The organism is Streptomyces guryensis (assembly GCF_021261325.1).
Taxonomy (GTDB): Bacteria; Actinomycetota; Actinomycetes; order Streptomycetales; family Streptomycetaceae; genus Streptomyces; species Streptomyces guryensis.
Genome location: NZ_JAJSBI010000008.1, coordinates 325,943 through 343,276 on the forward strand (window position 1 = coordinate 325,943; position 17,334 = coordinate 343,276).

Consider the following 17,334-nt stretch of genomic DNA (forward strand, 5'->3'; position numbering starts at 1 on the left):
GCTGTCCGCACCGAACGCGGCGGGGGAGCCCGTCGACGGCTCCGCACGTCGTCCTCAGCCCCGACGACCTCGCGGCCGTTCCCACCGCCTGCTCGCCATCGACCGCCGGGAGGGACGAGGCACGGCTGATGCCCGCACGACATGGCATCGCTGTCGGCCAACACCGGTTCGGCCGACAGGCACGCGTCAGCCACATCCGCTTGTCCCGCAGGCCCACCTGACGCCGGCCCCACGGCAACGGCGCCCGCATGCAATTCGTATCGGTGACCTGCATGGGCTGCTTCTACGGCCCACCCAGGAAGAAGGAGAGCCGCCTCTCCCTCACGCCTTGAGGACAGCCGTCGTCGGTCACGCCCACCCCGGCCAGAAATTGGGGCGTACATGACAGATTTCGGCCTTGTCGCACCGATCCCGGCTCGGGACGATGTGCCCGCACTCCGCACAGCTCGGACCACAGCGTTCTGTACCCGAACCCCCCACGAAGGAAGGACGTCGGCCATGGCGATTCGCACCGAAGTCGGCGCGTCCCGGGCCATCGAGCCCAGCCGTCGGGACGAACCCGCGCGACGCGCGGTCACGGCACTCGGCCTCCTGGGCATCGCCCTGATCCACTTGCTGGACCTGCCCGGCAAGCTCAAGGAGACCCCCTACCTCGGAGCCGCGTACATCCTGCTCATCATCGCGAGCGTGGCGGTCGCGGAGTACCTGATGCGGCGTCATGACCGCCGGGCCTGGCTGGCCGCGACCGCGCTCGCCGCCGCCGTACTCCTCGGCTACGTGGTCAACCGGAGCGTCGGCCTTCCGGGGGCCATGGACGACATCGGCAACTGGCTGGAACCGCTGGGGCTGGCTTCCATGTTCGTCGAAGCGGTCGTGGTGGTGCTGGGGCTGTCGGGCCTCGTGGACTCGATGGCGCGCGGGTCCACCGACGCCTGAGCACCGGCCTGGCGCTGTCGGTTCCCCGGCCCGGCGGCGCTACCCGGACCAGGCGGAGACCAGGTGGACTCCGGCCAGTGCCACGACCAGGCCGGCACCGAGCGCGACCACCAGCAGCGACCAGCGTCCGGCGCGCCGCGGGGCGGTGATCCCGTGGCGCGCCGGACGGCGGCGCAGGTCGGCGCCGATGAGGCTCGGAAGGCGCCAGACGTAGGCGAGGACGTGCACGGCCATGACGGCCACCCAGCAGATGAAGGCGGCCTTGTGCAGCAGGAGCACCGGAACCGGACCGGTGTCGCGTCCGAGCAGGGCCAGGGCCACCCCCGTGCCGAGGACGGCGACGCTGGTGGCGACGACCAGCGGGCCCAGCACACGCAGCAGCGGTGCGGGCGGCCCCTTGCGGCGGTATGCGGGCGAGCCCGTGTAGTAGCGGTAGAAGCGGTAGCCGGTCGAGCCGATCTTCAGGCAGACCGGGCCGGTCAGCAGCAGTCCGATGAAGAAGTGCAGGGTGAGGAGTTGCCCGAGGAAGAGGATGGTGACGCCCTCGACGGCGAAGAGGACCAGCAGGACCGCACCGGTCGCGGCGGTCAGCCGCTCGTTGCCCTCCGGGCCGCCGGATGTCGTGACGGGCCCCTCGTACGGGACGTCCGTCGGTGTCCTGCCGCCGATCACGGTCACGCGTCCGTCCTCCTGGTGATCAGGCCCCGCCCAGCCCGGATGGCAGTGCTGTCCTGCCTGCTCCGCGCCGTGCGCCGGAGCGGGCAGAAGTATGTCCGACGTGGGGTTGAGAACTCGTTCACGACCGTTGGGCCGGCTTCCGGTCCGGTGCGCGCTCCGGTGCCCGGTCCAGGCGCAGTGCCAGCGCCGGGCACGCGGCCACCGCGCGCCGTGCGTGCCCGAGTGCCTCACCCGTAAGAGGGGCCGATCCCACGACCGGGTAGCCCCACTCGTCCAACTCGATCAATTCCGGGAGCAGTTCGGCGCACAGGCCGTAGCCGTCGCATGCGATGCGGTCGATTCCGACGGTGTGTGTACGGGCCATGCCGTTCACCTCCATTCCCGGTCGGCGGGTACCGGTGTGTCCGGGACCGGCAGTACGGGCTCGTGCCCGGCCGCGGCACACGGGCCGGCGCTCAGGTGGTGCCGTACGTCGTCGGCGAAGACGCGAAGGGCGGTCGCCGCGAAGCGTGAGGCGCCGTCGGGGTGCCGGCAGGCGCCGCGTCCGGCGAGCAGTCCCGTACGGCCTTCCAGACGCCGCATCAGCTCCGGGGTGGGGTCCCCCCAGGCGAGGTCCGCGAAGTCCGCGGCGACGGCCGGCAGGCCGAGTCGGCACGGTCCGCACTGCCGCGCGCTCTGCGCCGCGAGGTAGCCGAGAACCCTGGCCGCCTCGGCCAGACAGCAGGCGCGGGCGGGAAGCGCCACGATCACTCCGGCACCGGGTCCCGCGCCGAGGGACGCCAGGTCCTGCTTGGCGAACGGGACGTGCAGCGCCTGCCCCACCGGCAGCCAACTGCCGAAGAAGCCCCCCAACAGGACGGCTGCGAGCGGTTCCGCGGCTCCGCCAGCGACGTCAAGTACCTCACCGAGCGGTCGGCCCATCGGCACTTCGTAGACACCCGGTGTACGCAGCGCACCGGAGAGGGTCACCAGTGTGGTGCCCGCGGCGTCGGCGCGCCCGGCACCGCGGAACCAGCCGGGACCGTAGCGCGCGATCAGTGCGAGGTGGGCGAGGGTCTCGACGTTGTCGATCAGGGTGGGGCGCCTGCCGACCCCCTTCTCGAAGGGACGCGGCGGGGTGGCCAGCGGGCGGGCGTCGCCGCCGTTCAGCCATCGCACCAGCGACGTCTCCTCGCTGGAGACGTAGTGATGGGGCAGTTCATGCACCTGGACCGGGAACGGGTCGGTGCCGACCCTCTGGCGTTCCCCGACGGCTTCACGGAGGGCGTCCGCCTGGTCCTGCCTGGTGTGCGGCAGGCACAGATGCGCCACATCGGCGCCCACCGCGGCGGCGGCCAGTGCGGCGCCGTCCAGGACCAGGTGCGGGGCGAGGTCAAGCAGGGTCTCGTCCTTTCGGCTGGCCGGTTCGCTCTCCATGCCGTTGGCGACCACCACCGCGGTGCCCCGGCCGGCGGCGACGGCGCGCAGCTTACGTCCGGTGGGGAAGGCGGCGCCGCCCCTGCCGGTCAGTCCGGCGTCCTCCACCGCGCGTATCAGTCGGTCGGCCGCGTCCGCGGTGCGGGGAAAGGGGGGCGGACCGTATCGGCCGAGGTGCTCGTCCAGGCCGGCCGGGCCGCCGGTGGCGTACCAGCCGTGCAGCAGCCGGGAGCCGTGCGGGCCGAGCATCCCCGCACGCCCGTCACCGGCCGCCAGGGCTGTCCGCCCGTCGGTCATCGCCTCGGTCATTCGGACCCTCCCTCGTCGTCATCGGTCGGTGCGGGTGTCGAGTGGACAGTGCCCGTGCTCGTGCCGGTGCTCGTGCTCGTGCTCGTGCTCGTGGCGGTGGTTCCTCCCGCGCGCTGCGCCCAACCGGGTTGCAACGGCCCGGAGTTCATGAACGCGGCCAGCACCACGGGCACCGCCGCCGCGGTGACTCCCGCCCAGAGCCGCACCGCGACCCGGCCCGGCCCCGCCCGGTACAACCGCCACCAGACCGCCGCGACGACGAGGGCGGCGCATGCGGCGTACAAGGCGAGTTGCAGCGTGAGCCGGGTGTCCGTGCCGGTCCCGGCGGCGTGGAAGAGCGCGACCGGCCAGGCCGCGTAGGCCAGCCAGTGCACGGCCTTCCACCGCCGCTGCCCGATGCGCAGCCGTACCGCGCTGGTGGCCGCGACCGCGAGCAGCAGGTCGAACGCGACCGTGCCCAGTCCCAGCCAGAGCGGCCGGTACGAGGCGGCGAACGGCACCACCGTCACCCACCACCCCAGGTGGACGAAGGTGTCGAGGATCACGGTGACGATGTGCAGGGCCAGGAAGACCAGGGTCAGCACCGACAGGTTGCGGTGCAGCGCGCTCACCTCGAAGCGGGCGAGCCGCCGCGGTGTGTGGCGGCCGCCCACGGCGACACCGAGCGCGACGGTCACGGTGAGCAGCACCAGGGCGACGGTGCCGCCGGCCCGGGTCGCGTACCACAGCGGGCTGGGGCCGGCGGCGAGGGGGACGAGTCCGGTCATCGGGCGTCTCCCGGGTTGTCTTCGGGCCAGCCGCAGACTCGCTCGACGGTTCCGTCCACGCGGACCAGCCGTGCGGGCAGCCCTGCCCGGCGCAGTCGGCCGAGGGCGCGTTCGCCGAGGACGACGGCCTCGGTGGCGGCGGTGTTGGCGGCCACACAGCTGACGGCGGCGACACTCACGGTCCGCCAGACCGGGGCGGGAATGTCACCGGTGGCGGGGTCGACGATGTGGTGCAGTCGCCGTCCACCGCGGCGCCAGGTCCGCACGGTGGTGCCGGAGGTGGCCAGTCCGCCCCCGGTGATGCTCACCGTGGGCCGGTTCGCGGTGTCGGGCGCCGCGTGGTCATCGGCGATGGCGATCCGCCAGCCTCCCGGCGGCGCCTGGCCCGCGGCGGAGAGATCCCCGCCGAGGTTGACCAGGACACCGCAGCCCGTCACCTCGGCGGCGCGGTGGGCGGCCCGGTCGGCGGCGAGAGCCTTGGCGGTCGCGCCGAGGTCGAGCGCGGTGCCCGGGGGCAGCCGCAACCGCCGGGCAGCCCGCTCCCACTCCACCGTCCGCCAGCCCGCGGACGGTCCGGCAAGGCGTACAGGGCCCAGGTCCTGCGGTCGCAGCGCGGCGAATGTGACGTCGTAGCCGAGCGCGGCCACCGCGGTGCCGACGGTGGGGTCGACGACGCCGTCGGTCTCCTCCGCCGCGTGCAACGCCACGTCCAGGGCCTCGGCGAACAGGGCACTCACACGGAATGCGGCTCCCGCCGCGGCGTTGGCGCGCGACAGTTCCGAGTCGGGCCGGAAGCGGCTGCACGCCTCATCGACGGCGGCGAGTTCGGCGTCGAGGACCTTCCGTGCCGCGCCCAGTGCGCCCGCGTCGGTGACCAGCAGCGAGGCGGTGGTGCCCAGCGCGGGGAAGGAGACCGACGCCGGATGCGTGGCGGCGGCGGTCATGAGGCACCCGAGGTGGTGTGCGAGGGCTGTGGAGTCGGTGCCGGAGGCTTCGTGGCGGTGGGCGCGGGGGTGGACGACTGCGCGGTGCGCGGCGTGGCGGAGGTCGTCCGTTGCTTCCGCACGGTCGGGTGCGGGGACGGGGCCGCCGACCGCGACGGAGTCCCCGGGGCGGAGGGCGCGCTCGACGTGGGTGCGGGCGTGGGAGACGTGGGTGTCGGCGCGGGAGCCGACGGCCGGGAGGTGTCCCTGGGCGTGGCCGAGGACTTGCCGGGCAGGGCGTGGGCGTATCCGGTGGCGAGCACGACGGAGCCGGCCGCGGCCGCGGCGGCCACCCAGCGGGTGGTGCTTCCGACCCGGCGCAGGCCGCGGTCACGGCGCCGGGCGGCGCCGGCCGACGTGGGGTGGTCGGGGTGGGACATGGTTCCTCCTCGGCCGTCGGTGTGCCGTCGAAGCACTGGACACTGCGCGGCCGCATCTGTGGGTATCCGTCGACCAGCCTGCGCAGGCGACTGTCTGTATCCGGTTCAGGAATCCTTCAGAACCCGCAAAGATCAGCGAACGTGCTGGTCAGGAGGGCGGAGGCAATCACGTGCGCCGGCCCCTGGAGGGACTCAGGCGTCGCTCGGCCCAGGGCCGCCGGAGTCGGACTTGCCGCCGCGGTCGCGTACCCGCCGGGACGCGGGCAGCGACAGCGTCACGCTCAGGCCACCACCGGGCGAGTCCAGCAGGTCCGCGGTGCCGCCGTTGGCGGTGACCAGCCGGTGGACGATCGCCAGGCCCAGACCGCTACCGCTCGCCTCGGGGTTGCCGAACCTGCGGAACGCGCTCTCCCGCGCCGCCTGGGTCATCCCGGGGCCGTTGTCCACGACCCGCAGCTGAATCGTCTCGTGCGTCCGCTTACCGGTGATCAGCACCCGGCCGCCCTCCTGGACCGCGTCGAGGGCGTTGGCGATCAGATTGTCGAGCACCTGTTCGAGATCGCCCTCGCCGAGGAAGGCGGTCAGCCGGGGGCGGCAGTCGGCGGTGAGCCGGACACGGCCCGCGCCGGCGACGGGCTCCCAGGCGGCCACGCGTTCGGCCACGACGCGGTCCACCCGGACCGGCACCGGTCGCGGCACCGCGTGCTCGGCACGGGCCACCGCCAGCATGCCGTCCACCAGCCGGGACAGGCGGGCGATCTCGCCCTGCGCGTCGGCCAGTTCGGCCGCGGTGTCCCCTTCGGCGTCGACGGCGAGCAGGTCGAGCCGCAGCCGGAGCGCGGCCAGTGGGGTGCGCAGCTGGTGGGACACATCCGCGACGACGGCACGGTGACCGTGCACCAGGGCCTCGGTGCGGGCGGCCATGGTGTTGAACGTCGCCGCGAGACGGCGCACCTCCTGCGGCCCCGCCTCGGCCGGCGCCCGCTCGTCCAGTGCCCCCTCGCCCAGCCGCTGTGCCGCCCGGTCCAGCACCCGCAGCGGACGGCCGACCCAGCGGGCCAGCAGCACCGACATCAGCACGGCGGCGGCGAGGCCGCCGACGCCGATCAGCGCGAGCCAGCCCCACAAGGCCAGGATCCGGTCGTGCAGCGGATCGGCCGACCGGCTCAGGACGGCGACCCCGACCGGGTCCGAGGAATCGCCGACCGGTACGGCGGTGGTCAGCCACTGCTCGTCCTGGCGCACCCGGGTTTCCGGGTGGGCGAGCACGGAGGAGACCAGCCGCGCGGGATCGTTCCCGGCCACGTCGGAGCAAGCGGTCGACAGCACCACGCGGCGCGCGCTGTCGTAGACGGTCGCGCAGTCGCCTCTGCCGTGGGCCTGAGCGACAAGGCTCCGCGCCGCCGCGTCCGGCTTGCGGTCGGACAGGTGCTCCTCGACCGCGGAGGCGATCGACCTCGCCTTCGCAGCCGCTTCGTCCCGGAACGAGGTCTGCTCGCGCTGCGTCATGATCAGCCCGAGCGGCACCACCGCCAGCACCAGTACCGCGGTGATCAGGGCGAGAACGCTGAGCGCGATGCGACGGGTCACGGCGCGTCAGCCGACTTCACCGAGGCGGAAGCCGCGCCCGTAGACCGTCTCGACCAGTCCGGGCACACCCAGTTTGCGGCGCAACGCGGCCATATGGACGTCCAGCACCTTCGTGGGCCCGTACCAGTGGGCGTCCCAGGCTCGTTCCAGGATCTCCTGGCGCGTCACGACCCGGCCCGGATCGGCGACGAGGCACTGGAGGATGTCGAACTCCTTGGGGGTGAGCGCGATGTCCTCTCCGCCGACGGTCACCTTGCGGGTACGCGGGTCGACCACGAGCGGGCCGTAGGCCAGCAGCTCGGGCCCGGCGGGGCGGACGCGACGCAATACGGCCCTGATCCGCGCCAGCAGCTCCGCCAGCCCGAAGGGCTTGACCAGGTAGTCGTCGGCGCCCTCGTCGAGGGCGGCGACCCTGTCGCCCTCCTCGCCGCGGGCGGTCACCACGATGATCACCACGTCCGACCTGCGGCGCAGTGTGCGGCAGACCTCGATACCGTCCATGTCGGGCAGGCCGAGGTCGAGCAGGACCACGTCGGGTGCCGGCGCGTGGGTGAGCGCCCCGCGCGCGGTGCCGACACTGGCCGCCCGGTACCCGGCTCGGTCGAGGCCGCGCACCAGCGACCCGGCGAGGCCGGGGTCGTCCTCGACGACCAGCACCGCCAGCGCGTCCGGATCCGCCCGGGAGCCGGTTTCCTGTTCCACGGCACCAAGACTAGGACGACGCGGACGGCTCCCCGGACCGGCCGCAGGACGGCGCAGGCGAGAGAGCCGCTGCCGCAGTGACTCGGCTTTGCCACATCTGAAGCTTTCCCGAACGGCTTCCAGACGCGGCGCGACGCACGCTGATGACATGGCGTCCGCGAGCCGGACGATCGCCTTGCGGCACCGCCTTCGCCCGAAGGAGGCCGACCCATGCCCGACCCCACGCACGACTCCGACCCGGTGCGGCAGCGCGAACGCGGGCTCCGGCGGGTGAGCACCACGACCCGCCGGACAGCCACCGCCGCGACAGCCGCAGCCCTGCTGCTCGGCGCCGGCTACGCCCACGTACTGCCGAGCGTCTCCCAGCCGGCGTCCGGCGTTGTCGAGCACTCCTCCGGCCGCCACCCTCAGTCCCCGGCCAACGCCCCGGCCTCCACCACGCAGCCGGCGCAGACGACGACCGGAGCGTCCTGACCCGCGACCTCACCGTCCGTGGTGGGCATCGCGGCCGGCCCCGGGCGGCACGACGAGGTCCGACACCTACGCCAGCCCCGCCGAGCAGCTCGTCGAAGCCCCTGCCTTCGACGCCCTCACCGCTGTCCTGACCGAAGCCGAGACCACAGGCGGCGGCAGCCCAGGACAGCTCCTTCAGCGGGCTGCCGACCAGCCGGGTGCGTGCGGCCCGCTCGATCGCGCCGTGCCCTGCCCTGCCGTGCCGTCGATGAACCTTCCCGGCCGGTCGGAGCGGCGGATCAGCGCAGTCCGGCGAAGAGATCGTTCTCGGGTACGGCCGCGCCGGTGGCGTCCTTGACACGTACGAAGGTCTCGATGCCCATCAACTCGCCGAACCGCTCCTTGCCCATCTTGAGGAAGAAGATGTTCTCGCCCTGGCTGGCGTGCGCGGCCAGTGCGTCGAACTTCTGACCGCTGAACGCGGTGGTGTCCACCCACGTGGTGATCTCGTCGTCGGGGAGGCCGATCTCGGCCATCGCGGCGGCCTCGGCGGGATCCGGCTCCGGCATGTCCGGATGAAACTCGCGCATGAGCTCCCCGAACCGCTGCATCCCCGAGCGGGGAATCGTGGTCCAGTACACCTTCGGTGTCAGCTCGGTCATCTCCAGCGCCGCCATCGTGATGCGGTGGGCCTGGATGTGGTCGGGGTGGCCGTAGAAGCCGTTCTCGTCGTAGGTGACGACCACATCAGGCCGGTAGTGCCGCATGAGTTCCGCGAGTCGGGCCGCACCTTGCTGGACAGGGGTCTGCCAGAAGGATCCGGGGGCGTCGTTGCTCGGCCAGCCCATCATCCCGGAGTCGGCATAGCCCAGCATCTCCAGGTCGCTGACCTTCAGGACCTCACAGCTCGCCTCAAGTTCTTGACGGCGCATCAGGGCGACCGCCGCCGGATCGTGCCCGGGGTCGCCCGGCTTCACACCCCCCGGTCCGTCACCGCAACCGCCGTCGGTACAGGTCACGAGAACCGTGCGGATGCCTTCCGCCGCGTAACGCGCGAGGACCCCTCCGGTCCCGGTGGCCTCGTCGTCGGGGTGGGCGTGCACTGCCATGAGCGTCAAGGGCCGGTCAGTCATGAAAAGTCCTCCTGCAGAAACACGTCTCGTCCAAGTGCGCGGCGGGCGTACCGCGGTCCCGGGGCCCGGATCTGGTGGGGCGGACGACCTGGTGGTCTCCGTGTTCCCCGCCCGTGCGACGCCGGTCCCTCGGTCGGTGCAACCGTGCCGGCCGGACCGGCTGTTCCCGGCGTGGCCGTTTGGTCTTCCAGGTGTTGGCAGCGCCGAACCTGCGGGAGGCGTCGGCTCAGCCTCGCCCCGAGCACGTGCTGCTGGTCGCAGAGGTGGTGTCGCCGGGCTCGGAGACCACCGGCCGGATCGTGAAGGTCGACCAGTACGCCAAGGCAGGCATCGGCTTCTACTGGAGGATCGAGCAGACGCGACAGGTGTTCCTCTCGTGTACTCCGATGCTCACCATGTCCAGCCGTGACCACCGCTGTTGTGGGACAGGGCGAGGACGGCGGTGGTCACGGTGAGGTACGGGGTGAAGCGGTCCAGGCGGGTCAGGGCCGCCAGGGCGCAGGCCAGTCCCGTGTACCAGGGCATCGACCACGGAGCCGTGAGGACCCAGGCGAAGGCCAGCGCGAACGGCACGGCGACGACGGCCGGGGTGTCCTGCGGGACGCGGCGGCGAAGTACCCCTGCCAGCGAGAGCATCAGGACGGGCCACAGGACGCTCACGGCCGCGGCGGCCGCACGAGGGCCCAGCAAGGTGGTGCCGACGTGGTCGAACACCACCCACAGGGAGGGCTTGGACACCAGCTGGGAGGCGGCGGTGAGCGGGGCGAGAGCCTGCGCGCCGTGGACGCCGTAGAGGACCGCGAGCACCAGCGCGGCCGTGCCTGTCTGGCGGACGGCCGAGCGCCACCTGCCCGAGCGAAGGAGCGGCCAGGCCAGTCCCACGCAGAGCAGCGCGGCGCTGATCTTGACCCCGCAGGCCAGGCCGACGAGCCCTCCGACGGCGACATCGTGGTGCCACCTGGTGGATCTGCGAGCGAGGTGGACCGCGCAGACGGCCAGGCAGGCGACCAAGGTGTCCAGGTGCCCGCCCGCGACTAGGACGCCGATCAGGAGCGGGTTGGCGATCCACAGCAGGCCGGCGCGGACCGGGTCCTCGGCGGTGCGGATCAGCAGGCTGCCGGTGGCCACGAAGGCGGCCGCGTTCACGAGCATCAGCGCCCATATCGTCAGCCACGGCCGCTCCCCGCCGACGAACGCTGCGCCGGCCTGCCACCACGTGGCCACCGGCCCGTACACGGACGGCGTGTTCCGCCACGACTCGCTCACCAGATGGGCGTAGGCACCGCCGAGGTGGGCGGGGGTCGTCACATACGGGTCACCGCCGAGCGCGGCGATCCGGCCGTACGCGGCGTAACTGGCCGTGTCCGACGAACCGACCGGAGTGAGGTTCGCGACGACGAGTACGGCGATCACGCCCACCCCGAACACGAGGCGGACGTCCGGTCTCCAGCCCCGCCTGTGAGCGTGGAGCATGCCGAGTGTGCCGAGGCAGGACAGCACGATGGCCCCCCAGGTGACCGCCTCGGAGAGGGCCCCGGCCATGGCCGGGAGCCGGAACCACGGGATCGGTGCCCGTAGCGTGTTGTGATTGGGTGCGCTCGCTCCGACCAGCGCGAACAGGACCACGCCCGCCGCCGACACCGCTACGGCCAGGTGCGGCCGAGGCCGGGCTGCGGCGCTCGGTGCAGCCGACGGAGCTGTCTGGATCCAATGCGCTGAACGCCCGGCATACTCATCGTTGCTGATCGTCAAGGTTGCTCTCTGGCCGCTCGTTACTAGTTGCTCGGTGCTTCACCTCACGGCGTGGACAGCCGTGACGATCTTGCCGCAAACGTAGTCCGCCCGGCCGACAGGCATCAAGGCCACCGCCACGACACTGTCACGACGGGCGATGAACCAGCCGTTGGGTTTCTGGCCGCCGCCGACCTCCGCGGTACGGGTCTTCGCACCGGTGAAGGCGGGCAGCAGCAACACCGCGGCCTGGCGTCTTGAGACGACTCCGGCTGCCCGTCCATCCAGCACCGCGCGCCGTCGCCGCGCCCGAGTGCCATACGGCCCGACAGATGAGGCCGGTATCGCGCCGAAGGGCGATACCGGCCTCGATCGAGCGGCGGACCCGCCAAGGGCGGCGTGGGATCCCGGCGCCGATCAGGCCCGTCAGCGCATGTCTGTGAGGAGGGTGTTGAGTTCGGCCTCCTGCCGGGCCGGCTGCATCGGCGGGTTCGGGTGGTCGATGCCGAAGGTCTTCAGAACGCTGTCCATCTGGGCGTCGATGAACGTCCAGCCGGTGTTGTCCAGCGGCTGCAACGAGGCCTGGTCGGCATCCCAGAGATCACGCAGCGACTGGGCGGCGGCGTGGGCCCCGGTCGCGTTCCCCGACCGTGCGTCCTTGAGCGCGGTCGACGCGAGGGCCTTCAGTGCGTCGACCTTGGCGGGCGGGAACTTCTTCACGGCCTGGCCAGGGGCGAGCTGAACGGTGGAGGTGGCGTCGGTCTCCGGGGCCGGGCCGACGTGCGGCTGGCTGTGCGCCCAGACCAGCAGGCCCCCGGTGGCGACGGCGAGGAGGCCGAAGCCCGCCAGTCCGATGCGCTCCCTGCGCGGATCGGCCGTGATCTGCGGGGCGTGCGCCGCCTCGTAGGTCTCGGTCACGTCGGAGCGCGTCACCGTCAGGTAGATGACCGTCGCCAGGATCAGGCCGAGGAAGATCAGGCTGGTGGTGAAGGTGCCCAGCGCGAGGCCGGTCGGGTCGCCCGGGTTCTGCGCGACCTTCGGGGAGGCGAGCCAGTCGCCGATGTTGGCGCCCAGCGGGCGGGTCAGGATGTAGGCGAGCCAGAAGGACAGCACCGGGTTCGCGCCGGACTTCCACAGCAGCGTGATCGCCGCGATGAGGCCGAGCGGCAGCATGACCGAGGCTCCCGGGCTCCAGCCGGTGAGCTCCAGGGTCCAGTCGCCGGTCGCGGTGCCGAGCGCGAAGGTGACGAGAACGGCGAGCCAGTAGAACGACTCACGCGGAAGCGTCGTGACCGAGTGGATCGAGAGGGTGCGCTCGCGCATCCACCACACGCCGAAGACCACGGCGAGCAGGACCGAGAACACGGCGGAGCTGATCCACAGCGGCACGTTGAGCTGGTCGGTGAGGATGTCGGTGTACAGGGTGCCCGTGACACTGACAACGACCACGGTCAGCCAGTACGGGAACGGGACGTACCGCTTCAGCCGCAACTGGACGGCCAGAACCACGACGAACACCGCGGTGAAGATCCAGGCCGTGTTCACCAGGCCGACGCCCAGCTTCATGTTGATCCAGTCAGCGAAACTCTCACCGACGGTCGTGCAAAGGATCTTGATCACCCAGAACCAGACGGTGACCTCGGGAACCTTGTTGAGCATGAGTCGCCCGCTGCGTGTGCGTGCCTCGCTTGTCGTTGTCATGCAATGAGGTTGGCTCGACCAACCTGAACACATCCTGACTAGGTGGTCGTCCGAGGCATGCGGAATGTCACGAGCCTGCCGCGCAGCGGCTCGTCGTGGGCCGGTCTGCCGAAGGTGCGCTCCGGCGCGCGCTCGACCTCGGGCAAGCGGGCCATGGGCTTGCCCTCCTGTGCGGGGCGTCGTGGGTGTCGGTGACGAAGGTGGAGAGCCCCCGCAGGGTCGCCTCCTCCTCCGCCCCCTCGTCGATGGTGGCCACCACGATCTCCGGCAGCCGGGGGAAGAGCACCCCGACGAGATTGCTGCGCCGGGTGCGCACGCCGGCATTCCAGGGAACTCAAGGAGACCGGGGCGCCTCGACGAGCGCGCCAGGCCCTGGCCTCCTTCATGCCTTCCCGGGATGCACGGCGACAGCATTGCCGTCTGATGGCCGGAGTGTGCCCACGCCTGATCGAGGGGCGTACTCGTGGCTGGCTCGTGGGGAACCGCGGTCGAGTTTCATCGCCCCTATATTGCGAAACACCAGGTCAGCGGCGTTCCGCGGTTGTTCCCGCTGTGGATCTGTGCGGATGGCCACAGCGGACGGGAGAAACGTGGGCTCATACTGAGCCATGACCAAGCCTGCGGCACCGAAGCGTCATCTGCCCACCAGCCCCTTCAAGGCCCCGGTCACTCCGGCCCCCAAGCACTTCGCCGTGGGCGACCAAGTGACACACGACATGTATGGTCTCGGCCGGGTGATCGGCATCGAGGACGGGATCGCGGCGCTCGTCGATTTCGGCTCGACTCAGATGCGGATCTTGAGCCCGTACGCCAAGATGACCAAGCTGTAGCGCCGCCGTGCCCGGCCACGGCACGCCAGGCCCCCTCGGGGGCCAGTAACGAAAGGCAGACCTGTCATCGACCCGACGTCGCTGTTCTCCGCCCCGCTGGAAGGGCAACCCCGCCGTTCCACGGCACCGTCGCCGCCTCCGACGACGACACCCTTCCAGGCCCCGGACTTCGGAGAAGACGAGATCCACTGGTCCGAGGATGCGCAGGAGCCTGCCCCGGCCACGCGCGCGACGCGGCCCAAGGCTGCATGAGTAAGGCCCTCCGTGAAGATCACGGAGGGCCTTACTCATCTGTGCCCTGGCGCGCTGCCTGCGGACTGCCTGCGGACTGCGTACGGACTACTTGCCGAAACTGACGGTGTTGTTGCAGCCCAGGCTCGAGCCGACGTTGGTGTTCTGCGTGTCGGGCCTGCCGTCCGGCCCGAACGCGGCGGTCTCGCCCTGGACGTCGCTGTTGTCCTCGGTCACCGTGCACGTGGTGCTCTGGTTGACGCGGATCGTCTGGCTCTCACGGCCGTGGTGCTCACGCGCGTGACCGTGTCCGTGTTTCTGCCCGTCCCCGTGGGCGTAAGCGGTGCCGGCGCCGAGGAAGCCGACGGTGCCGAGGAGGACTGCCACGACAACGGTCTTGCGAGGCTTGCGCATGTCTTCTCCGGGTGTTGAAACGGACGCGAACGAGATCCGCCACGTCATAAGGTGACTGGAGGTTAATGCGCAAATTTCCTATATCTGCTCGTCGGCACGCCGGATCGTGTGATCAACGAGCGCGGGCGCCGGGCCGGCCGCCGGCCCAACTCCCCTGTGTGGTCAACACATCGCGAGGCAGAAGCGGGTGTGAGCGCTCCGCGCGGAACCACCCGTGCGGCGGTGCCGCGAGCGGGAGACGACTTGCGCCATTCGGCTCCCCGGCGGGCCGGTTACGACTGTCCGCCGGCCCCCTCGACTTGCTTACGTCGACGGGCGTTCGCCCTGGTGGACGACCGTGATGAGGGGGTCGCGGCCAGGGGTCTCCAGTTCGTCGACCACGGCGACCGCCAGGTCCTCTGCGCTGATCCAGGACCGGCCGTCGGCACCGATGAGCAGGGTGTCGGTGCCGCGTCGGTAGCGGCCGGTGCGTACGCCCGGTTCGAGCAGGGCCGGTGGGCTCAGATAGACGCAGGCGGCGTCGGCGTGGGACTGGCAGGTGCGCAGTTGGGCGATTCCGGCGGTGGCGACGGCCTTGACTCCCTCAGGCACATACGCCTCGTCGTCGGCGACGAACAGGCCGCTGCCGCCGGGGCTGCGCAGAGCGCCGGCGCCACCGACCACGAGAACGCGGATGCCGAGGCGTGCGGCGATGTCCAGCACCGTACGGGTGGTGCCGACCAGGAACTCCTCGTCGACCGGCATGGTCCGCACGGTCAGCACCACGGCGTCAACGGCCCCAGGGGAGGCGGAGCCTGCGAGCGCCTCCCGTAAGGCGTGTGCGTCGTTCGCGTCCACCGCGACCGGCGTCACGTTCGGGACCGCCGGGTTCTCGGTCGCGGGTTTCCGGGACATGGCGATCACCTGGTGTCCGCGTGCATTGGCCTCGTCGGTCACCCGGCTGCCGACCATCCCGGTGGCGCCCAGTACGGCGATCGTCATGCCGCTCTTCATCGGGTCAGCCCTTCTTGCGTGGTGCCGGGTTGTGCAGGGGCGTCGCGCAATCCGGTGTCCTCGGACCGGGCTTCTGCAGGCCCGCCGCGCGTCACCCGGCGCGAGAGCTTCGGGGCGTTGAGCTGCGCCGCCGGCAACGCGGCCAGTGCGAGGGCGAAACCGAAGGTCTGCAGCGCGCTCAGCGACTCGCCCAGGGCTACGCCGATGGCGGCCGCGACCAGCGGGGACAGCAGCACCAGCGGTGCGGACGCACCGACCGGCAGCCGTCCGACGCCACGGAACCACAGAGTGGACGCGATCAACCCGCCCACGCTGCCGAGCCACAGGTATCCGGCGGCGGCCCCGGCGTCGATGCGCGGCGGTGCCCCCTCGATCGCGAGGGTGAGAGGGAGCAACAGCAGGCCGCCTGCCGTCAGTTGCCAGCCCGTCAGGATCAGTGGGCCGACCCCCGCGGGCAGGCCCCAGCGCTTGGTGAGGACGATCCCGGTGGCCATGGTGGCCGTACCGCCGAGCCCGGCGAGGACGCCGACGACGTCCAGCCGGGCCTGCGGCCCCAGGACCACGAGTCCCACCCCGGCCACGCCGAGCACGCCCCAGGTCAGCCGCCAGGCCGTCGGCCGGACGTGGAGCAGGGCGACGGCCAGCCCGGCGACCAGCAGCGGCTGGGTGGCGCTGAGCGTGGCGGCGACACCGCCGGGGAGTCGTTGGGCCGCGACGAACAACAGGGGGTACAGGGCACCGATGTTGAGCGCGCCGAGGACGGTGGCCTTCCACCACCAGTGCCCGCGCGGGAGCACCCGGGTGATCGCCAGCGCGAGCAGGCCGCCGGGCAGGGCGCGCAGCATCCCGGCGAACAACGGATGCCCGGGCGGGAGCAGTTCCGTGGTGACGATGTACGTGGTGCCCCAGGCTGCGGGGGCGAGTGCGGTCAGTGCGGCGGTGGCCGCCTGTTGCGCGTACGAGTTCCGCGGCGGGCCGGGTGCCCGCTCGGTCGAGGCACGCGAGGAATTCGACGTCTGCATGTGATGAAGTCTCGGAATCCACCGGTGATGAGTCCAACACATGCTTGCCATCGCAGCCATGAACCAGAACGATTGACGGGTGGATCTCCAGCAGATGCGGTACGTCGTCGCCGTCGCCGAAACCCGCAACTTCACGCGCGCCGCGGAGCGCTGCTTCGTGGTGCAGTCGTCGCTGAGCCATCGGATCGCCGGGCTGGAACGGGAGCTCGGGGTCAAGCTGTTCGCCCGGTCCAGCCGCCGTGTGGAACTGACGCCCGCGGGGGCGGCGTTCGTCGCCGGTGCACGCGAGTGCCTGGCCGCCGCCGACCGGGCCGCCGCCGACGCCGCCGACGCGACCGGTGTGGTGCGCGGCCGTCTCGCCGTCGGTGTGATCGTGACGACGGCTGCCGTCGACGTACCCGAGCTGCTGCAGCGCTATCGCGCCCGGCATCCGGACGTCCGCGTCGCTCTGCGCTCCGGGCGCAGTGACGAACTGGCGGCGGCGGTCCGCGGCGGCGACCTGGACATCGCCTTCCTCGGCGTGCCGGAGAGCGCACCGCCTCTCGGTGTCGAGGCGGTTGCTCTCGATCATGACGAGCATGTGCTGGTGGTGGCGGCCGGGCACCGGCTGGCGGGAGCTCCTCGGGTCACGCTGCGGGAGATCGCCGAGGAGACGTTCGTGGACTTCGTGAGCGGGACGCCCGCCCGGGCCCAGTCCGATCAGGCGTTCGCGGCCGCGGGCCTGGTGCGCGACGTCGCGTACGAGGCCGGCGTCGTGGAGCTGATCACCCGGCTGATCGCGCGCGGACTCGGCATCGCGCTGCTGCCGTCGGCGTTCATCCGGCCGCGGGCCGCCGAGGACCCCGGACTGGCGCTGGTCCCGGTGGTCGACGGACCGCGTCGGACCGAGTATCTGGTGTGGAACCGGTTCAACCCCAGTCCGGCGACCCGGGCGATGCTCGGCGTTCTCGGCGTTCTCGGCGCGGGAGCACCGTCAACAGCGTCCTGACCCGTGACGTAAGGGGCTGCTCCGGCCGGTCAGGTTCGTCGATCGGATGCTAAAACCTCCCCAAGGCAGATGAAATC

Annotated in this window: 20 protein-coding genes and 1 pseudogene; 5 read left to right on the forward strand and 16 right to left on the reverse strand. The window is 71.8% G+C overall.

The window, feature by feature from the left end; genetic code table 11:
- The first annotated feature begins 498 nt into the window (after positions 1-498).
- The gene (locus LJ657_RS18950) at positions 499-936 is read left to right on the forward strand and encodes a hypothetical protein (RefSeq protein ID WP_232649802.1); all 438 of its coding nucleotides are present in this window, start codon (positions 499-501) and stop codon (positions 934-936) included.
- Positions 937-975: 39 nt separating this feature from the next.
- Here LJ657_RS18950 and LJ657_RS18955 read toward each other — a convergent pair whose 3' ends face one another.
- The 8 genes from LJ657_RS18955 to LJ657_RS18990 all read right to left on the reverse strand — a co-directional run bounded on the left by LJ657_RS18955 (position 976) and on the right by LJ657_RS18990 (position 7,761).
- The gene (locus tag LJ657_RS18955) at positions 976-1,614 is read right to left on the reverse strand and encodes a hypothetical protein (protein ID WP_232649803.1); all 639 of its coding nucleotides are present in this window, start codon (positions 1,612-1,614) and stop codon (positions 976-978) included.
- A 118-nt stretch (positions 1,615-1,732) separates the two neighbouring features.
- Positions 1,733-1,978 (reverse strand): ferredoxin, encoded by a 246-nt coding sequence (locus LJ657_RS18960; protein WP_232649804.1) that lies wholly within the window; start codon positions 1,976-1,978, stop codon positions 1,733-1,735.
- Positions 1,979-1,983: 5 nt separating this feature from the next.
- Entirely contained in the window at positions 1,984-3,339 is a 1,356-nt protein-coding gene (locus LJ657_RS18965) for an NADH-ubiquinone oxidoreductase-F iron-sulfur binding region domain-containing protein (RefSeq protein WP_232649805.1), read from the reverse strand.
- Entirely contained in the window at positions 3,336-4,106 is a 771-nt protein-coding gene (locus tag LJ657_RS18970) for a ferric reductase-like transmembrane domain-containing protein (RefSeq protein WP_232649806.1), read from the reverse strand. Before LJ657_RS18970 ends, LJ657_RS18965 begins: the two co-directional genes overlap by 4 nt.
- Complete coding sequence (locus LJ657_RS18975; protein ID WP_232649807.1) at positions 4,103-5,050, reverse strand: FAD:protein FMN transferase; 948 nt, start codon at positions 5,048-5,050, stop codon at positions 4,103-4,105. Before LJ657_RS18975 ends, LJ657_RS18970 begins: the two co-directional genes overlap by 4 nt.
- Positions 5,047-5,469: a hypothetical protein gene (locus LJ657_RS18980; RefSeq protein WP_232649808.1), complete on the reverse strand. Its 423-nt coding sequence runs from the start codon at positions 5,467-5,469 to the stop codon at positions 5,047-5,049. The genes LJ657_RS18975 and LJ657_RS18980 overlap by 4 nt, the downstream gene beginning before the upstream one ends.
- Before the next feature lie 192 nt (positions 5,470-5,661).
- Positions 5,662-7,059: a sensor histidine kinase gene (locus LJ657_RS18985; protein WP_232649809.1), complete on the reverse strand. Its 1,398-nt coding sequence runs from the start codon at positions 7,057-7,059 to the stop codon at positions 5,662-5,664.
- A 6-nt stretch (positions 7,060-7,065) separates the two neighbouring features.
- Positions 7,066-7,761: a response regulator transcription factor gene (locus tag LJ657_RS18990; protein WP_232649810.1), complete on the reverse strand. Its 696-nt coding sequence runs from the start codon at positions 7,759-7,761 to the stop codon at positions 7,066-7,068.
- A 210-nt stretch (positions 7,762-7,971) separates the two neighbouring features.
- Here LJ657_RS18990 and LJ657_RS18995 point away from each other — a divergent pair, with 210 nt between their 5' ends.
- A complete protein-coding gene (locus LJ657_RS18995; RefSeq protein ID WP_232649811.1) occupies positions 7,972-8,235 on the forward strand; it encodes a hypothetical protein in 264 nt (87 codons plus the stop codon).
- A 278-nt stretch (positions 8,236-8,513) separates the two neighbouring features.
- Here the strand turns inward: LJ657_RS18995 and LJ657_RS19000 are convergent, their stop codons facing one another.
- Positions 8,514-9,347, reverse strand: a complete 834-nt coding sequence (locus tag LJ657_RS19000) for a PIG-L family deacetylase (protein ID WP_232649812.1) — start codon at positions 9,345-9,347, stop codon at positions 8,514-8,516.
- Positions 9,348-9,580: 233 nt separating this feature from the next.
- On the opposite strand from LJ657_RS19000, the pseudogene LJ657_RS19005 reads away from it, so the two are divergent.
- Positions 9,581-9,732 (forward strand): annotated as a pseudogene (locus tag LJ657_RS19005) (Uma2 family endonuclease); the annotation flags it as partial.
- A gap of 5 nt (positions 9,733-9,737) precedes the next feature.
- On the opposite strand, the gene LJ657_RS19010 reads toward LJ657_RS19005, so the two are convergent.
- The 4 genes from LJ657_RS19010 to LJ657_RS19025 form a co-directional block, all read right to left on the reverse strand.
- Positions 9,738-10,988, reverse strand: coding sequence for an MptA/MptB family glycosyltransferase (locus LJ657_RS19010; protein ID WP_505016519.1), 1,251 nt, complete (start codon positions 10,986-10,988; stop codon positions 9,738-9,740).
- Between the two features lie 150 nt (positions 10,989-11,138).
- The gene (locus LJ657_RS19015; RefSeq protein ID WP_232649814.1) at positions 11,139-11,321 is read right to left on the reverse strand and encodes a hypothetical protein; all 183 of its coding nucleotides are present in this window, start codon (positions 11,319-11,321) and stop codon (positions 11,139-11,141) included.
- Positions 11,322-11,504: 183 nt separating this feature from the next.
- The gene (locus tag LJ657_RS19020; protein ID WP_232649815.1) at positions 11,505-12,779 is read right to left on the reverse strand and encodes a COG4705 family protein; all 1,275 of its coding nucleotides are present in this window, start codon (positions 12,777-12,779) and stop codon (positions 11,505-11,507) included.
- Positions 12,780-12,846: 67 nt separating this feature from the next.
- Positions 12,847-13,095, reverse strand: coding sequence for a hypothetical protein (locus tag LJ657_RS19025; RefSeq protein ID WP_232649816.1), 249 nt, complete (start codon positions 13,093-13,095; stop codon positions 12,847-12,849).
- A gap of 292 nt (positions 13,096-13,387) precedes the next feature.
- Between LJ657_RS19025 and LJ657_RS19030 the strand changes: the two genes are divergently transcribed.
- The gene (locus LJ657_RS19030; protein ID WP_232649817.1) at positions 13,388-13,609 is read left to right on the forward strand and encodes a CarD family transcriptional regulator; all 222 of its coding nucleotides are present in this window, start codon (positions 13,388-13,390) and stop codon (positions 13,607-13,609) included.
- Between the two features lie 339 nt (positions 13,610-13,948).
- Here LJ657_RS19030 and LJ657_RS19035 read toward each other — a convergent pair whose 3' ends face one another.
- From LJ657_RS19035 to LJ657_RS19045, 3 genes are all read right to left on the reverse strand, one after another.
- Positions 13,949-14,254 carry a hypothetical protein gene (locus LJ657_RS19035; protein ID WP_232649818.1) on the reverse strand — a complete coding sequence of 102 codons (306 nt, stop codon included), beginning with the start codon at positions 14,252-14,254 and terminating at the stop codon, positions 13,949-13,951.
- Positions 14,255-14,557: 303 nt separating this feature from the next.
- Positions 14,558-15,247, reverse strand: a complete 690-nt coding sequence (locus tag LJ657_RS19040) for an NAD(P)-dependent oxidoreductase (RefSeq protein ID WP_232649819.1) — start codon at positions 15,245-15,247, stop codon at positions 14,558-14,560.
- Entirely contained in the window at positions 15,244-16,269 is a 1,026-nt protein-coding gene (locus LJ657_RS19045) for an EamA family transporter (protein ID WP_232649820.1), read from the reverse strand. Before LJ657_RS19045 ends, LJ657_RS19040 begins: the two co-directional genes overlap by 4 nt.
- 79 nt (positions 16,270-16,348) lie before the next feature.
- Between LJ657_RS19045 and LJ657_RS19050 the strand changes: the two genes are divergently transcribed.
- On the forward strand, positions 16,349-17,257 hold the full coding sequence (locus tag LJ657_RS19050; protein ID WP_232649821.1) for a LysR family transcriptional regulator: 909 nt from the start codon (positions 16,349-16,351) through the stop codon (positions 17,255-17,257).
- Positions 17,258-17,334: the final 77 nt, after the last annotated feature.

Excerpts from the sequence above, each read along its gene's own strand:
- LJ657_RS18950 (WP_232649802.1), top strand. The coding sequence starts at position 499 with ATGGCGATTCGCACCGAAGTCGGCGCGTCCCGGGCCATCGAGCCCAGC.
- LJ657_RS18960 (WP_232649804.1), bottom strand. The coding sequence starts at position 1,978 with ATGGCCCGTACACACACCGTCGGAATCGACCGCATCGCATGCGACGGC.
- LJ657_RS18965 (WP_232649805.1), bottom strand. The coding sequence starts at position 3,339 with ATGACCGAGGCGATGACCGACGGGCGGACAGCCCTGGCGGCCGGTGAC.
- LJ657_RS18970 (WP_232649806.1), bottom strand. The coding sequence starts at position 4,106 with ATGACCGGACTCGTCCCCCTCGCCGCCGGCCCCAGCCCGCTGTGGTAC.
- LJ657_RS18975 (WP_232649807.1), bottom strand. The coding sequence starts at position 5,050 with ATGACCGCCGCCGCCACGCATCCGGCGTCGGTCTCCTTCCCCGCGCTG.
- LJ657_RS18980 (WP_232649808.1), bottom strand. The coding sequence starts at position 5,469 with ATGTCCCACCCCGACCACCCCACGTCGGCCGGCGCCGCCCGGCGCCGT.
- LJ657_RS18995 (WP_232649811.1), top strand. The coding sequence starts at position 7,972 with ATGCCCGACCCCACGCACGACTCCGACCCGGTGCGGCAGCGCGAACGC.
- LJ657_RS19000 (WP_232649812.1), bottom strand. The coding sequence starts at position 9,347 with ATGACTGACCGGCCCTTGACGCTCATGGCAGTGCACGCCCACCCCGAC.
- LJ657_RS19020 (WP_232649815.1), bottom strand. The coding sequence starts at position 12,779 with ATGACAACGACAAGCGAGGCACGCACACGCAGCGGGCGACTCATGCTC.
- LJ657_RS19030 (WP_232649817.1), top strand. The coding sequence starts at position 13,388 with ATGACCAAGCCTGCGGCACCGAAGCGTCATCTGCCCACCAGCCCCTTC.
- LJ657_RS19035 (WP_232649818.1), bottom strand. The coding sequence starts at position 14,254 with ATGCGCAAGCCTCGCAAGACCGTTGTCGTGGCAGTCCTCCTCGGCACC.
- LJ657_RS19040 (WP_232649819.1), bottom strand. The coding sequence starts at position 15,247 with ATGAAGAGCGGCATGACGATCGCCGTACTGGGCGCCACCGGGATGGTC.
- LJ657_RS19045 (WP_232649820.1), bottom strand. The coding sequence starts at position 16,269 with ATGCAGACGTCGAATTCCTCGCGTGCCTCGACCGAGCGGGCACCCGGC.